Origin of the sequence: Escherichia sp. WS1118 (assembly GCF_046487695.1) — a bacterium.
GTDB lineage: Bacteria > Pseudomonadota > Gammaproteobacteria > Enterobacterales > Enterobacteriaceae > Escherichia > Escherichia coli.
In genome coordinates this window covers 20390-36190 of record NZ_JBJQIZ010000021.1, presented here as the reverse complement: position 1 = coordinate 36190, position 15801 = coordinate 20390, and the positions used below count along the sequence as shown (strand labels likewise).

The following is a 15801-nucleotide window of genomic DNA, read 5'->3' as shown; positions in this document are numbered from 1 at the left end:
CCTTCGATGAATAAGCTGGTTTCTGATGGCAGCGTCAAAAAAATAAATTATCCGGTGCTGTATGAGTCCGGAATAACACCTCCGTTATGTGAAGTCAGTGCACCAGAACCTGATGCGGGTGGGAAACGCATTGTGGCATATGTTTATAAATCATCACGGAGTACGGTTTTTGAAAATCCTGACATTGTAAAAACCTGTACGGTCAGGGATTTGAAGAAGGATTTTGTGAACTGCGATGAGAAAGGTGAGGGACAATGAAACAGATTTCTTTCTTTATTCCTCTGCTGGGGACCTTATTACTTTCCGGCTGTGCCGGAACCAGTACGGAATTTGAGTGTAACGCCACCACATCCGATACCTGTATGACGATGGAGCAGGCCAATGAGAAGGCCAAAAAACTGGAGCAGTCCTCAGAAGCAAAGCCGGTTGCGGCATCACTGCCGCGCCTGGCTGAAGGGAACTTCCGGACAATGCCGGTGCAGACCGTCACCGCGACCACTCCGTCCGGCAGCAGACCTGCGGTGACAGCACATCCGGAGCAGAAACTGCTGGCACCTCGCCCGCTGTTTACCGCTGCCCGGGAAGTGAAAACGGTTGTTCCGGTCAGTTCAGTTACGCCGGTAACACCTCCTCGTCCGCTAAGAACGGGTGAGCAGACGGCAGCATTATGGATAGCGCCTTATATTGATAACCAGGATGTTTATCATCAGCCATCCAGCGTGTTTTTTGTTATTAAACCGTCTGCGTGGGGAAAACCACGTATTAATTAACTGGCCCTGAAGTTGTATATCAGCCGGCAATGCCGGCGGGCTTTCTGTATTCAAAATCTGCCTGTAAAACGAGTGCCCTGTGCGTGAAAAGGGATGGGCGGTAGCGTGTCAGAACATGTCGGGAGGAATATTCCGTGAGTGATGAAGCCGATGAAGCATATTCAGTGACAGAACAACTGACCATGACAGGAATAAACCGGATACGCCAGAAAATAAATGCTCATGGTATTCCTGTTTATCTCTGTGAAGCATGCGGAAATCCTATTCCGGAAGCCCGGCGGAAAATATTTCCCGGTGTGACGTTGTGCGTTGAATGTCAGGCGTATCAGGAAAGACAGAGAAAACATTATGCATAAGTCAGTCGCAGAACATAGTGATTTAATTCCGGATGAACATGAGTGGATATTCAGAAAACAGAAATCTTTGTATATGCGCCGGGAAATGGCGCGTTAATTACAGGTATTCCCTTCATGGCTACCGCATTTCTCGCTTTATTTTTCAACTAAGGAATTCATGTGAATAACCCACTTGAGGCCGTCACTCAGGCGGTTAACTCCCTCGTCACAGCACTGAAACTGCCTGACGAATCCGCAAAGGCCAATGAAGTTCTGGGCGAAATGAGCTTCCCGCAGTTCAGCCGTCTGCTGCCGTACCGTGATTACAACCAGGAATCCGGTCTGTTCATGAATGACACCACGATGGGCTTTATGCTGGAAGCCATCCCCATCAATGGGGCGAATGAGTCCATTGTGGAGGCCCTCGATCACATGCTGCGCACCAAACTGCCGCGCGGTATTCCGTTGTGTATCCATCTGATGTCCAGTCAGCTGGTTGGTGACAGGATTGAATACGGGCTGCGTGAGTTCTCCTGGTCAGGTGAACAGGCTGAACGGTTTAACGCCATTACCCGGGCCTATTATATGAAAGCGGCAGCGACACAGTTTCCGCTGCCGGAGGGGATGAATCTGCCCCTGACCCTGCGCCATTACCGGGTGTTTATCTCGTACTGTTCTCCTTCGAAGAAAAAAAGCCGGGCCGACATTCTGGAAATGGAAAACCTGGTGAAAATCATCCGGGCGTCGTTACAGGGGGCCAGTATCACCACACAGACGGTGGATGCACAGGCCTTTATCGATATTGTCGGGGAGATGATTAACCATAACCCGGACTCCCTGTACCCGAAAAGACGTCAGCTGGACCCGTATTCTGATCTGAATTATCAGTGTGTGGAGGACAGTTTTGATCTGAAAGTCCGGGCTGATTACCTGACGCTGGGCCTGCGTGAGAACGGCAGGAACAGCACGGCCCGCATCCTGAATTTCCATCTGGCCCGTAACCCGGAAATCGCCTTCCTGTGGAACGTGGCCGACAACTACAGCAACCTGCTGAACCCGGAACTGTCCATCTCCTGTCCGTTCATCCTGACGCTGACTCTGGTGGTGGAAGACCAGGTGAAAACCCACAGCGAAGCCAACCTGAAGTACATGGACCTGGAGAAAAAGTCGAAGACCTCCTATGCCAAATGGTTTCCGTCCGTGGAGAAAGAGGCGAAGGAGTGGGGGGAACTGCGTCAGCGGCTGGGCTCCGGTCAGTCCTCCGTGGTGTCCTACTTCCTCAACATCACAGCATTCTGCAAGGACAATAATGAAACGGCGCTGGAAGTGGAGCAGGACATCCTGAACAGCTTTCGTAAAAACGGTTTTGAGCTGATTTCACCGCGCTTTAACCACATGCGCAATTTCCTGACCTGCCTGCCCTTTATGGCCGGGAAAGGGCTGTTTAAACAGTTGAAAGAGGCCGGAGTGGTTCAGCGCGCAGAGAGCTTTAATGTTGCCAACCTGATGCCGTTAGTGGCGGATAACCCCCTGACACCGGCAGGTCTGCTGGCACCCACCTACCGTAACCAGCTGGCGTTTATCGATATTTTCTTCCGGGGGATGAATAACACCAACTACAACATGGCGGTCTGTGGCACCTCCGGGGCCGGTAAAACCGGGCTGATACAGCCACTTATCCGCAGCGTGCTGGACTCCGGAGGCTTTGCCGTGGTGTTCGACATGGGGGATGGATACAAGTCCCTGTGTGAGAACATGGGCGGGGTGTATCTGGACGGTGAAACCCTGCGTTTTAACCCGTTTGCGAACATCACCGATATTGACCAGTCAGCGGAGCGTGTCCGTGACCAGTTGTCAGTGATGGCCAGCCCCAACGGTAACCTGGATGAAGTGCATGAAGGTCTGCTGTTGCAGGCGGTCAGAGCCTCCTGGCTGGCCAAAGAGAACAGAGCACGTATTGATGACGTGGTGGATTTCCTGAAAAACGCCAGTGACAGCGAGCAGTATGCCGAGTCACCGACTATCCGCAGCCGTCTGGACGAAATGATTGTGCTGCTTGACCAGTACACTGCCAACGGCACTTACGGCCAGTATTTTAACTCTGATGAGCCGTCCCTGCGGGATGACGCAAAAATGGTGGTGCTGGAGCTGGGCGGACTGGAAGACCGTCCGTCACTGCTGGTTGCGGTGATGTTCTCCCTGATTATCTACATCGAGAACAGGATGTACCGCACGCCGCGTAACCTCAAGAAACTGAACGTTATTGATGAAGGCTGGCGTCTGCTGGACTTCAAAAATCACAAGGTCGGTGAATTTATTGAGAAAGGCTACCGTACGGCCCGCCGTCATACCGGTGCCTATATCACCATCACACAGAACATCGTCGACTTTGACTCTGATAAGGCCTCCAGTGCTGCCCGCGCGGCATGGGGTAACTCCTCCTACAAAATTATCCTCAAACAGAGTGCGAAGGAGTTCGCGAAATACAACCAACTGTATCCGGACCAGTTCCTGCCACTGCAGCGCGACATGATTGGTAAGTTTGGTGCGGCCAAAGACCAGTGGTTCAGTTCCTTCCTGCTGCAGGTGGAAAACCATTCCTCCTGGCACCGTCTGTTTGTGGACCCGTTAAGCCGCGCCATGTACAGCTCTGACGGCCCGGATTTTGAGTTTGTGCAGCAGAAGCGTAAAGAGGGGCTGAGTATTCATGAGGCAGTGTGGCAGCTGGCGTGGAAGAAGTCAGGGCCGGAAATGGCTTCGCTGGAAGCCTGGCTGGAAGAACATGAGAAATACAGGAGTGTGGCATGAGTTCAACGCAGAAACCCGCCGACGTCATGGCAGAACGACGCAGCCACTGGTGGTGGACGGTGCCGGGATGCCTGGCAATGGTGTTACTGAACGCAGCCGTCAGTTACGGCATTGTCAGACTGAACGCACCGGTGACTGTCGCCTTCAACATGAAACAGACCGTGGATGCGTTTTTTGACAGAGCCAGTCAGAAACAACTGTCAGAAGCGCAGTCAAAAGCCCTTTCAGCGCGTTTTAACACGGCACTGGAAGCCAGCCTGCAGGCGTGGCAGCAGAAACACCACGCGGTCATTCTGGTGTCGCCTGCTGTGGTACAGGGGGCACCGGATATCACCCGGGAAATCCAGCAGGATATTGCCCGGCGAATGAGGGCGGAACCATGAGATGCCGGGGGCTGATTGCCCTGCTGATATGGGGGCAGAGTGTGGCCGCCGCCGATCTTGGTACCTGGGGCGATCTGTGGCCGGTAAAGGAGCCGGACATGCTGACGGTGATCATGCAGCGCCTGACGGCACTGGAGCAGTCCGGTGAGATGGGCCGGAAAATGGATGCCTTTAAGGAGCGGGTGATCCGCAACAGTCTGCGGCCCCCTGCCGTGCCCGGTATCGGACGCACGGAGAAATACGGCAGCCGGTTGTTTGACCCGTCCGTCAGACTGGCTGCGGATATCCGGGATAACGAAGGGCGGGTGTTTGCCCGTCAGGGTGAAGTGATGAATCCGCTGCAGTATGTTCCTTTTAACCAGACGCTGTATTTCATCAATGGCGATGATCCGGCGCAGGTGGCCTGGATGAAACGCCAGACGCCGCCCACACTGGAGAGCAAAATTATCCTCGTGCAGGGCAGTATCCCGGAGATGCAGAAGTCTCTGGACAGCCGTGTTTACTTTGACCAGAACGGTGTGCTCTGCCAGCGCCTCGGCATTGATCAGGTCCCGGCACGGGTGAGCGCCGTTCCCGGCGATCGCTTCCTGAAGGTGGAATTTATTCCGGCAGAGGAGGGCAGAAAATGAAGCGAAGGCTGTGGCTGCTGATGTTATTCCTTTTCGCCGGTCATGTCCCTGCGGCGTCTGCGGATTCTGCCTGTGAGGGGCGTTTTGTAAACCCGATCACAGATATCTGCTGGAGCTGTATTTTCCCGCTCTCGCTGGGCAGTATCAAAGTCAGTCAGGGTAAGGTCCCCGACACGGCGAACCCGTCGATGCCCATTCAGATTTGTCCGGCACCGCCGCCGCTGTTCAGGCGTATCGGGCTGGCCATTGGTTACTGGGAGCCGATGGCGTTGACGGACGTCACCCGGTCACCGGGATGCATGGTGAACCTGGGCTTCAGCCTGCCGGCTTTTGGTAAAACGGCACAGGGAACGGCGAAAAAGGATGAGAAGCAGGTAAATGGGGCGTTCTATCACGTTCACTGGTACAAATACCCGCTGACGTACTGGCTGAACATCATCACATCGCTGGGCTGTCTGGAAGGTGGTGACCTGGATATCGCTTATCTTTCTGAAATCGACCCCACCTGGACGGACAGCAGCCTGACCACCATTCTCAATCCGGAAGCTGTCATCTTTGCCAATCCGATAGCACAGGGAGCCTGCGCAGCAGATGCGATTGCCAGCGCCTTTAATATGCCTCTCGATGTTCTGTTCTGGTGTGCCGGTTCGCAGGGAAGTATGTACCCGTTCAATGGCTGGGTGAGTAATGAGTCCAGTCCGTTGCAGTCCTCCCTGCTGGTCAGTGAACGCATGGCGTTCAAGCTGCACCGTCAGGGCATGATTATGGAAACCATCGGGAAAAATAACGCCGTCTGTAATGAATATCCGTCCCCAATCCTGCCCAAAGAACGCTGGCGTTACCAGATGGTGAATATGTATCCGGACAGCGGGCAGTGCCACCCGTTCGGGCGCAGCGTGACCCGCTGGGAAACCGGGAAAAATCCGCCCAACACAAAGAAAAACTTCGGCTACCTGATGTGGCGTAAACGTAACTGTGTCTTCCTGTGAGGTGAATGATGAAGCTGAGTATGAAATCTCTGGCAGCACTGCTGATGATGCTGAACGGGGCGGTTATGGCGTCAGAAAACGTGAACACTCCTGAAAACCGCCAGTTCCTGAAGCAGCAGGAAAATTTAAGCAGACAACTGCGTGAAAAACCTGACCATCAGCTGAAAGCCTGGGCGGAGAAACAGGTGCTGGAAACCCCCCTTCAGCGTTCAGATAACCATTTCCTGGATGAGCTGGTTCGTAAACAGCAGGCTTCGCAGGACGGGAAACCCCGGCAGGGTGCTCTGTATTTTGTGTCGTTTTCCATTCCCGAAGAGGGGCTGAAACGAATGCTGGGCGAAACCCGGCACTACGGTATTCCGGCCACACTGCGGGGCATGGTGAACAATGACCTGAAGACCACCGCTGAAGCTGTGTTGTCCCTGGTGAAAGACGGAGCGACTGATGGTGTTCAGATCGACCCGACGCTGTTTTCACAGTACGGCATTCGCACTGTACCGGCACTGGTGGTGTTCTGCAGTCAGGGATACGACATCATCCGGGGAAACCTGCGGGTCGGCCAGGCGCTGGAGAAAGTGGCCGCCACGGGTGACTGCCGGCAGGTGGCTCATGATTTACTGGCAGGGAAAGGAGATTCCGGGAAATGAAACGTATTTTACCTCTGATACTGGCTCTGGTTGCCGGCATGGCACAGGCTGACAGCAACAGTGATTACCGGGCCGGTTCTGATTTTGCTCACCAGATCAAAGGGCAGGGAAGCAGCAGTATTCAGGGCTTTAAGCCACAGGAGAGTATCCCCGGCTATAACGCGAATCCGGACGAGACAAAATATTACGGTGGCGTGACTGCCGGCGGGGATGGCGGCCTGAAAAATGACGGCACCACGGAATGGGCGACCGGTGAAACCGGAAAAACCATTACAGAGTCATTCATGAACAAGCCGAAAGACATTCTTTCACCGGATGCACCGTTTATCCAGACCGGCAGGGATGTGGTGAACCGGGCTGACAGCATTGTGGGAAACACCGGGCAGCAGTGCAGTGCGCAGGAGATTAGCAGGAGTGAATACACGAATTACACCTGTGAGCGGGATTTACAGGTGGAGCAGTACTGCACACGAACTGCCCGTATGGAGCTGCAGGGGAGTACCACATGGGAAACCCGGACGCTGGAGTATGAAATGAGTCAGCTACCTGCACGTGAAGTGAATGGTCAGTATGTTGTCTCCATTACCTCTCCCGTTACCGGTGAAATTGTCGATGCGCATTACAGCTGGAGTCGTACTTACTTGCAGAAGAGTGTACCTATGACAATTACAGTACTGGGAACCCCACTGAGCTGGAATGCCAAATACTCAGCAGATGCCTCATTTACACCAGTACAGAAAACACTGACTGCCGGTGTGGCTTTTACGTCATCTCACCCCGTCCGGGTCGGGAATACAAAATTCAAACGTCATACGGCAATGAAGCTGCGTCTGGTTGTCAGGGTAAAAAAAGCCTCGTACACCCCGTATGTTGTCTGGTCTGAAAGCTGCCCGTTCAGCAAGGAGCAGGGGAAACTGACAAAAACAGAATGTACGGAGGCTGGCGGGAACAGGACGCTGGTGAAAGACGGTCAGTCATACAGCATGTACCAGAGCTGCTGGGCATACCGGGACACGTATGTCACGCAGTCAGCAGACAAGGGAACCTGTCAGACCTACACCGACAATCCTGCCTGTACCCTGGTGTCACACCAGTGTGCCTTTTACTCCGAAGAAGGTGCCTGTCTGCATGAATATGCCACGTACTCCTGTGAGTCAAAAACATCCGGGAAAGTGATGGTCTGTGGGGGAGACGTATTCTGTCTCGATGGCGAATGCGATAAGGCTCAGAGCGGGCAGAGTAATGATTTTGCCGAAGCCGTTTCTCAGCTGGCGGCACTGGCCGCAGCAGGTAAGGATGTTGCGGCGCTGAACGGGGGGGATGTCCGTGCTTTCACCGGTCAGGCGAAATTTTGTAAGAAGGCTGCAGCCGGATACAGCAACTGCTGTAAGGACAGCGGCTGGGGACAGGATATCGGGCTGGCCAAATGCAGCAGTGATGAAAAGGCCCTGGCTAAAGCAAAATCAAACAAACTGACCGTCAGCGTCGGGGAGTTCTGTTCGAAGAAAGTGCTGGGTGTCTGTCTGGAGAAAAAACGCAGCTACTGTCAGTTTGATTCGAAGCTGGCGCAGATAGTCCAGCAGCAGGGGCGCAACGGTCAGTTGCGTATCAGTTTTGGTAGTGCGAAGCATCCTGACTGTCGGGGGATTACGGTTGATGAGCTGCAGAAAATTCAGTTCAACAGACTGGATTTCACTAACTTCTACGAAGACCTGATGAATAACCAGAAAATCCCGGACAGTGGCGTTCTGACGCAGAAAGTGAAAGAGCAGATTGCTGACCAGCTGAAACAGGCAGGACAGTAAGGTATGGGAAATAACCGGGGGAAATGATGAAAGTCATATTCACGTCGAACCGTTTTATTGATTTTCTTATCCGGCTTTTGATTACAGCGATTGTCATTTCTCCGGTAATTATCTGGTCGTGGGATACGGTAAAAGAAACCACGGCAGACGGGATGCTTGCCGCTGCTTTCGTTATCCTTTACTCCGGTGTGCTCCTGTTTATTCTGTATTTTTGTTTTTCTGCCCTGACTGACCTGCAGAAACCTGATGAAAGAAAAAGTGATGAAAGGAATGAAGATGAATAAAGCATTACTGCCACTGTTACTCTGCTGCTTTATTTTTCCGGCGTCAGGAAAAGATGCAGGCTGGCAGTGGTATAACGAGAAAATAAATCCGAAGGAAAAAGAAAATAAACCTGTATCTGCAGCCCCCCGTCAGGAACCGGATATTATGCAGAAACTGGCCGCACTGCAGACGGCAACAAAGCGGGCGCTGTACGAAGCCATTCTGTATCCCGGCGTGGATAATTTTGTGAAATATTTCCGGCTGCAAAATTACTGGACTCAGCAGGCCGGGCTTTTCACCATGAGCGCCAGAAAGGCCATGCTGGCACATCCTGAACTGGACTATAACCTGCAGTACAGCCATTACAACGGCACGGTACGGAACCAGCTGGCAGCAGACCAGGCGCAGCAGCGACAGGCCATTGCGAAACTGGCTGAACACTACGGCATCATGTTTTTTTACCGGGGGCAGGACCCCATCGACGGGCAACTGGCGCAGGTCATTAATGGCTTCCGGGATACGTATGGTCTGAGTGTTATTCCCGTTTCCGTGGATGGCGTGATTAATCCGCTGTTGCCGGATTCCCGGACTGACCAGGGGCAGGCGCAGCGCCTCGGCGTGAAATATTTCCCGGCCATGATGCTGGTTGACCCGAAACAGGGCAGTATTCGCCCGTTATCATACGGCTTTATTTCGCAGGACGACCTGGCAAAACAGTTCCTGAACGTTTCTGAAGATTTTAAACCCAATTTTTAATCGCGGATTTGATTTATGAGTGAAGATTATTTGAAAATGTTTACAGGTGTTGTTCTGTTAATATTTGTCATTATTGCCGGTTATTTCTTTTCTGAGCGTAATGACAGGAAAATGTTTCTCCTGAGCTCACTGGTTTTCCTTGTTATTAATATCGCGTGTTTATATGTGCTTACCGCCAGTCTCTGGTTTCTGTGTGGTGCAATTATGAGTCAGGGCGCAGCACTGGTTGTTTCAATAGTTGCGGCCGCATTACCGGACGTTACGAGCTTCGACAGGTTCAGAAGAATATTTATCTGTATTGTGTTGTCATCGGTATGGTCCGGAGTGATGTGGTTTTTTATAAGGGGGCTTATGACAGGCTAAGTCATATAAAACGGTCATAAAAACCATACAAAATAATGAGGTTGATTACTGAAGACCATATGATAAACCATACCGCAATCCAGTGGCTTCTGAATAGCTCACAAAAATAAATATAGATAATTGAAAATAACCATAATACAACGATGCCTGCTGCGATACTTAATAAACTTATTACAAGATAGTCAGGGAAGGCATTGACCGGTAATGAATGTGATGCTGCATATATCAGCGCAATAATTGCCGCATTTCCCGGTAACGACTCTCTTATTATGTTTCTGATTATTTCCAGTTTTTCTTTAAAAGATCGCTTTTCCATTTGTACCTCTGATTAATATCACACAAACGCGAATATTACAGACATGAATACTCTCATGTAAATAATAACCGGAGTTTAACATGATAAGTAAACGCAGATTCTCTTTACCCCGGCTTGATATTACGGGAATGTGGGTATTTTCCCTGGGTGTCTGGTTTCATATCGTCGCCCGTCTTGTTTACAGCAAACCCTGGATGGCTTTTTTTCTGGCGGAGCTGATTGCGGCCATTCTCGTACTGTTCGGCGCATACCAGGTGCTGGATGCATGGATTGCCCGTGTCAGCCGGGAAGAGCGTGAGGCACTGGAAGCCAGGCAACAGGCCATGATGGAAGGGCAGCAGGAGGGCGGACATGTCTCTCACTAAATCACTGCTGTTCACCCTGTTGCTGAGCGCCGCTGCTGTGCAGGCCTCCACCCGGGATGAAATAGAGCGACTCTGGAATCCGCAGGGTATGGCTACGCAGCCTGCACAACCGGCAGCAGGCACGTCAGCCAGGACAGCAAAGCCGGCTCCCCGCTGGTTCCGCCTCAGTAATGGCAGGCAGGTTAACCTGGCCGACTGGAAGGTGGTGCTGTTTATGCAGGGGCATTGCCCTTACTGTCACCAGTTTGACCCGGTACTGAAACAGCTGGCACAGCAGTACGGCTTTTCCGTTTTTTCCTACACCCTGGATGGTCAGGGGGATACGGCCTTTCCTGAAGCATTACCGGTGCCACCGGAGGTGATGCAGACCTTCTTCCCGAATATCCCGGTGGCCACACCGACCACCTTCCTGGTCAACGTCAACACGCTTGAGGCATTACCGCTTTTACAGGGGGCAACGGATGCCGCCGGTTTTATGGCGCGGGTGGATACCGTTTTGCAGATGTACGGAGGAAAAAAAGGTGCGAAATAAGCAGGTGGTGTTACTCATTGCCGGAATATCCGGCATCGTGACGGGAATAATCGTCAGCCTGAATATCCCCTTTATCCGTCAGGGGCTTTTTTATCCCGCCAGCCCTGTAGAAATTGTCGTTTCGCTGAGTCTTACCTTTTCTGTTTCTGTTGTGTTTTTTGTGGGGGCAATTGTGGGATGGATTTCGGTGTCTGAAATATATTACAGCCGCATGACCGGTCTGAATGAATCATCGGAAATATCAGAGGGAACTTATAATGAGAGAAAATAAAAGTAATCCTGAGCTCAAAATCAGAAGTACAGAACGAGATTATAAATACATTTCCAGAATTACTGGCAGGTATGCTGGGTTGTCTCTGGTATTCCTGACTGCCGGAATTGTTTTATGGACAGTTATGGATATTATTTTTGATGCCTGTATTGATTCGTGGAAAGCGGACCCGGAATTAAATAATTCGAGTTATATGTGGAATATCCTGATATATGCCATTCCGTATGCGTTATATGCGCTTGCAGCCGGGTTTCTTGTTACATTTTTTTCTGTCCCCAATGTACGAATTAATATACGGAAATATCGAGATATTCCTGATGAAATGTCGTATGCACCGGGAGAACACATTAAGGGAGGGCAAGAATGATGCCACGCATTAAACCTCTTCTGGTTCTTTGTGCCGCCTTACTGACGGTGACGCCTGCAGCGTCAGCGGATGTGAACAGCGACATGAATCAGTTCTTTAATAAGCTGGGATTTGCTTCCAATACCACACAGCCGGGCGTCTGGCAGGGGCAGGCCGCCGGCTATGCTTACGGTGGCTCCCTGTATGCCCGTACTCAGGTCAAAAATGTTCAGCTAATTTCCATGACGCTGCCGGATATCAATGCTGGATGTGGCGGCATCGACGCCTATCTCGGCTCGTTCAGTTTTATTAATGGTGAGCAGTTGCAGCGTTTTGTTAAGCAGATTATGAGCAATGCTGCCGGTTACTTTTTTGACCTTGCCCTGCAGACAACGGTGCCGGAAATAAAAACCGCAAAAGACTTCGTGCAGAAAATGGCAAGCGACATTAACAGTATGAACCTCAGTTCCTGCCAGGCTGCACAGGGGATTATCGGCGGGCTTTTCCCCCGGACGCAGGTGTCCCAGCAGAAAGTCTGTCAGGACATTGCCGGTGAGAGCAATATTTTTGCTGACTGGGCGGCTTCCCGGCAGGGATGTACCGTTGGCGGGAAATCTGACAGTGTCAGGGATAAAGCCAGCGACAAGGATAAGGAGCGGGTGACCAAAAACATCAACATCATGTGGAATGCGCTTTCCAAAAACAGAATGTTTGACGGCAACAAAGAGCTGAAAGAATTTGTGATGACGCTGACCGGCTCACTGGTGTTTGGTCCCAACGGCGAAATCACACCGCTGTCAGCCAGAACCACTGACCGCTCAATTATCCGGGCCATGATGGAAGGCGGCACAGCAAAAATTTATCACTGCAACGATTCTGATAAATGCCTGAAAGTGGTGGCAGACACACCGGTGACTATCAGCCGGGATAATGCACTGAAGTCTCAGATTACTAAACTTCTGGCCAGCATTCAGAACAAGGCGGTCAGTGACACGCCTCTGGATGACAAGGAAAAAGGCTTTATTTCCAGTACCACCATCCCCGTCTTCAAATACCTGGTTGACCCGCAGATGCTCGGAGTTTCCAACAGCATGATTTACCAGCTGACGGACTATATCGGTTACGACATCCTGCTGCAGTACATTCAGGAGCTGATACAGCAGGCCCGGGCGATGGTGGCCACGGGAAATTATGACGAAGCGGTTATCGGACATATTAACGACAACATGAATGATGCCACCCGGCAGATTGCGGCGTTTCAGTCACAGGTGCAGGTACAGCAGGATGCGCTGCTGGTTGTCGATCGTCAGATGAGCTACATGCGTCAGCAGCTTTCCGCCCGCATGCTCAGTCGTTACCAAAACAACTATCACTTCGGAGGGAGCACGCGGTGAATGAAGTTTATGTGATTGCCGGTGGTGAGTGGTTGCGGAATAACCTGAACGCCATTGCCGCCTTTATGGGAACCAGGACGTGGGATTCCATTGAAAAAATTGCGCTCACATTGTCTGTTCTCGCGGTGGCCGTAATGTGGGTACAGCGGCACAACGTGATGGATTTGCTGGGCTGGGTGGCCGTATTTGTGCTTATCAGCCTGCTGGTTAATGTCCGCACATCGGTGCAGATTATTGATAACAGTGACCTGGTCAAAGTTCACCGGGTGGATAATGTGCCGGTCGGACTGGCGATGCCACTTTCACTGACGACCCGTATCGGGCATGCAATGGTGGCCAGTTACGAGATGATCTTCACGCAACCGGACAGTGTCACCTACAGCAAAACGGGGATGCTGTTTGGCGCAGAACTGGTATCAAAAAGCACCGACTTTTTGTCCCGCAATCCGGAAATCGCCAATCTTTTCCAGGATTATGTGCAGAACTGTGTTATGGGGGATATTTACCTGAACCACAAATACACGCTGGAGGAGCTGATGGCCTCCGCTGATCCCTACACGCTGATTTTTTCCCGCCCCAGCCCGCTGCGGGGCGTTTATGACAGCAATAATAATTTCGTAACCTGTAAGGACGCGTCGGTTTCGCTGAAAGACAAGCTGAATCTGGACACACAGAGTGGCGGAAAAACCTGGCATTATTATGCCCAGCAGCTATTTGGTGGACGCCCTGATCCTAACCTGCTGTTCAGTACGCTGATTGGCGACAGTTACAGTTACTTCTATGGCTCAAGTAAATCAGCCAGCCAGATCATCCGCCAGAATGTCACCATCAATGCGCTGAAGGAGGGGATCACCAGTTATGCCGCACGTAATGGTGATTCGGCCAGCCTGGTGAATCTGGCCACCACGTCATCGATGGAGAAACAACGTCTGGCACATGTCTCCATCGGTCATGTGGCGATGCGGACACTGCCCATGACGCAGACCATCCTGACGGGGATCGCCATCGGTATTTTCCCGCTCCTGGTACTGGCGGCTGTATTCAACAAACTGACGCTGTCTGTCCTGAAAGGTTATGTGTTTGCCCTGATGTGGCTGCAGTCATGGCCACTCTTGTACGCCATTCTGAACAGTGCCATGACATTTTATGCGAAACAGAATGGTGCGCCGGTGGTGCTCTCTGAAATTTCACAGATACAACTGAAATACTCCGATCTGGCTTCCACTGCCGGGTATCTTTCCATGATGATCCCGCCATTATCCTGGATGATGGTCAGGGGGCTTGGGGCCGGATTTTCCAGTGTGTACAGCCATTTCGCTTCCTCTGCTATCAGCCCGACTGCCAGTGCGGCAGGTAGTGTGGTTGACGGTAATTACTCCTACGGCAACATGCAGACGGAAAACGTGAACGGCTTCAGCTGGAGCACCAACAGCACCACGTCGTTTGGTCAGATGATGTACCAGACCGGCAGTGGCGCAACCGCCACACAGACCCGTGACGGTAATATGGTGATGGATGCAAGCGGAGCGATGTCCCGTTTACCGGTCGGTATCAATGCAACGCGTCAGATTGCAGTGGCACAACAGGAAATGGCCCGGGAGGCGTCGAACAGAGCAGAAAGTGCCCTGCATGGTTTCAGCAGCAGTATTGCCAGTGCCTGGAACACGCTCAGTCAGTTTGGTTCTAACCGGGGGAGCAGTGACTCTGTCACCAGTGGTGCTGACAGTACGATGAGTGCACAGGACTCCATGATGGCCAGCCGTATGCGCAGTGCAGTGGAAAGCTATGCGAAGGCGCATAATATCAGTAATGAGCAGGCGACTCAGGAACTGGCATCCAGAAGTACGAGAGCTTCTGCCGGGATGTATGGAGATGCTCATGCTGAATGGGGGGTTAAACCTAAAATTCTTGGTGTTGGTGGAGGATTAGGCGTTAGAGGTGGTGGTCGGGCTGGCATTGACTGGAGTGATGATGATGCGCATCAGGCCAGCAGTGGTTCACGGGCCAGCTATGATGCTCGTCATGATATTGACGCTAAAGCCAGTAAGGACTTTAAAGAGGCCAGCGATTACTTTACCAGTCGCAAAGTCAGTGAATCCGGCAGCCATACTGACAATAATGCTGATTCCCGGGTGGATCAACTGTCTGCAGCCCTGAATTCAGCGAAACAGAGTTACGACCAGTACACGACGAATATGACCCGCAGCCATGAATATGCTGAAATGGCATCCCGTACTGAAAGCATGAGTGGGCAGATGAGCGAAGATTTGTCGCAACAGTTTGCACAGTATGTGATGAAACACGCACCGCAGGATGCCGAAGCTATTCTGACAAATACCAGTTCGCCGGAGATTGCAGAACGCCGTCGGGCAATGGCCTGGTCTTTTGTGCAGGAACAGATACAGCCTGGTGTTGATAATGCCTGGCGGGAATCCCGTGGCGATATTGGTAAAGGAATGGAGAGCGTACCTTCGGGTGGAGGCAGTCAGGATATTATTGCTGACCATCAGGGACATCAGGCCATTATTGAGCAAAGAACGCAGGACAGTAATATCCGTAATGATGTAAAACATCAGGTTGATAATATGGTCACAGAATATAAAGGGAATATAGGTGATACTCAGAACAGCATACGTGGCGAGGAAAATATTGTAAGAGGACAGTATTCTGAACTGCAGAATCACCATAAAACAGAGGCATTATCTCAGAATAATAAATATAATGAAGAAAAGTCGGCTCAGGAAAGAATGCCCGGGGCTGACAGTCCACAGGAACTGATGAAAAGGGCAAAGGAGTATCAGGATAAGTATAAGCAATAATACTGTGTT

The 15801-nt window shown here is 51.5% G+C and carries 19 protein-coding genes; 18 read left to right on the top strand and 1 reads right to left on the bottom strand.

The window, feature by feature from the left end; all coding sequences use genetic code 11:
- Positions 1–6: 6 nt before the first annotated feature.
- The 12 genes from trbG to trbA all read left to right on the top strand — a co-directional run bounded on the left by trbG (position 7) and on the right by trbA (position 9749).
- Entirely contained in the window at positions 7–258 is a 252-nt protein-coding gene (gene trbG, locus ACJHYO_RS22685) for a conjugal transfer protein TrbG (protein WP_001038342.1), read from the top strand.
- Entirely contained in the window at positions 255–770 is a 516-nt protein-coding gene (gene traV / locus ACJHYO_RS22680; protein WP_000809838.1) for a type IV conjugative transfer system lipoprotein TraV, read from the top strand. Before trbG ends, traV begins: the two co-directional genes overlap by 4 nt.
- Before the next feature lie 134 nt (positions 771–904).
- Entirely contained in the window at positions 905–1126 is a 222-nt protein-coding gene (traR, locus tag ACJHYO_RS22675) for a conjugal transfer protein TraR (RefSeq protein ID WP_001278689.1), read from the top strand.
- A 159-nt stretch (positions 1127–1285) separates the two neighbouring features.
- A complete protein-coding gene (traC, locus tag ACJHYO_RS22670) occupies positions 1286–3913 on the top strand; it encodes a type IV secretion system protein TraC (RefSeq protein WP_001064245.1) in 2628 nt (875 codons plus the stop codon).
- The gene (gene trbI / locus ACJHYO_RS22665; RefSeq protein WP_000099686.1) at positions 3910–4296 is read left to right on the top strand and encodes a type-F conjugative transfer system protein TrbI; all 387 of its coding nucleotides are present in this window, start codon (positions 3910–3912) and stop codon (positions 4294–4296) included. The genes traC and trbI overlap by 4 nt, the downstream gene beginning before the upstream one ends.
- A complete protein-coding gene (gene traW, locus ACJHYO_RS22660; RefSeq protein WP_001203720.1) occupies positions 4293–4925 on the top strand; it encodes a type-F conjugative transfer system protein TraW in 633 nt (210 codons plus the stop codon). Before trbI ends, traW begins: the two co-directional genes overlap by 4 nt.
- On the top strand, positions 4922–5914 hold the full coding sequence (gene traU, locus ACJHYO_RS22655; RefSeq protein ID WP_000830183.1) for a conjugal transfer pilus assembly protein TraU: 993 nt from the start codon (positions 4922–4924) through the stop codon (positions 5912–5914). Before traW ends, traU begins: the two co-directional genes overlap by 4 nt.
- A gap of 8 nt (positions 5915–5922) precedes the next feature.
- Complete coding sequence (gene trbC / locus ACJHYO_RS22650) at positions 5923–6561, top strand: type-F conjugative transfer system pilin assembly protein TrbC (RefSeq protein ID WP_000777700.1); 639 nt, start codon at positions 5923–5925, stop codon at positions 6559–6561.
- Positions 6558–8366 carry a type-F conjugative transfer system mating-pair stabilization protein TraN gene (gene traN, locus ACJHYO_RS22645; protein WP_000821841.1) on the top strand — a complete coding sequence of 603 codons (1809 nt, stop codon included), beginning with the start codon at positions 6558–6560 and terminating at the stop codon, positions 8364–8366. Before trbC ends, traN begins: the two co-directional genes overlap by 4 nt.
- A 26-nt stretch (positions 8367–8392) precedes the next feature.
- Positions 8393–8650, top strand: coding sequence for a conjugal transfer protein TrbE (locus ACJHYO_RS22640; protein WP_000864318.1), 258 nt, complete (start codon positions 8393–8395; stop codon positions 8648–8650).
- Positions 8643–9386, top strand: a complete 744-nt coding sequence (gene traF, locus ACJHYO_RS22635; protein ID WP_001030393.1) for a type-F conjugative transfer system pilin assembly protein TraF — start codon at positions 8643–8645, stop codon at positions 9384–9386. The genes ACJHYO_RS22640 and traF overlap by 8 nt, the downstream gene beginning before the upstream one ends.
- Positions 9387–9401: 15 nt before the next feature.
- The gene (gene trbA, locus ACJHYO_RS22630; RefSeq protein WP_001287910.1) at positions 9402–9749 is read left to right on the top strand and encodes a conjugal transfer protein TrbA; all 348 of its coding nucleotides are present in this window, start codon (positions 9402–9404) and stop codon (positions 9747–9749) included.
- Between the two features lies 1 nt (position 9750).
- Here trbA and ACJHYO_RS22625 read toward each other — a convergent pair whose 3' ends face one another.
- On the bottom strand, positions 9751–10065 hold the full coding sequence (locus ACJHYO_RS22625; protein WP_001324103.1) for a hypothetical protein: 315 nt from the start codon (positions 10063–10065) through the stop codon (positions 9751–9753).
- An 80-nt stretch (positions 10066–10145) separates the two neighbouring features.
- On the opposite strand from ACJHYO_RS22625, the gene traQ reads away from it, so the two are divergent.
- The 6 genes from traQ to traG are packed head-to-tail and all read left to right on the top strand — an operon-like array spanning position 10146 to position 15792.
- Complete coding sequence (gene traQ / locus ACJHYO_RS22620; protein ID WP_000624109.1) at positions 10146–10430, top strand: type-F conjugative transfer system pilin chaperone TraQ; 285 nt, start codon at positions 10146–10148, stop codon at positions 10428–10430.
- Positions 10417–10962 (top strand): type-F conjugative transfer system pilin assembly thiol-disulfide isomerase TrbB, encoded by a 546-nt coding sequence (trbB, locus tag ACJHYO_RS22615; RefSeq protein WP_000059851.1) that lies wholly within the window; start codon positions 10417–10419, stop codon positions 10960–10962. Before traQ ends, trbB begins: the two co-directional genes overlap by 14 nt.
- A complete protein-coding gene (trbJ, locus tag ACJHYO_RS22610; protein WP_001443031.1) occupies positions 10892–11233 on the top strand; it encodes a P-type conjugative transfer protein TrbJ in 342 nt (113 codons plus the stop codon). Before trbB ends, trbJ begins: the two co-directional genes overlap by 71 nt.
- Entirely contained in the window at positions 11220–11600 is a 381-nt protein-coding gene (gene trbF, locus ACJHYO_RS22605) for an F-type conjugal transfer protein TrbF (RefSeq protein ID WP_241468324.1), read from the top strand. The genes trbJ and trbF overlap by 14 nt, the downstream gene beginning before the upstream one ends.
- Positions 11600–12973 carry a conjugal transfer pilus assembly protein TraH gene (gene traH, locus ACJHYO_RS22600; protein WP_001517790.1) on the top strand — a complete coding sequence of 458 codons (1374 nt, stop codon included), beginning with the start codon at positions 11600–11602 and terminating at the stop codon, positions 12971–12973. The genes trbF and traH overlap by 1 nt, the downstream gene beginning before the upstream one ends.
- Complete coding sequence (gene traG, locus ACJHYO_RS22595; RefSeq protein ID WP_001007018.1) at positions 12970–15792, top strand: conjugal transfer mating-pair stabilization protein TraG; 2823 nt, start codon at positions 12970–12972, stop codon at positions 15790–15792. Before traH ends, traG begins: the two co-directional genes overlap by 4 nt.
- The last annotated feature ends 9 nt before the right edge of the window (positions 15793–15801 follow it).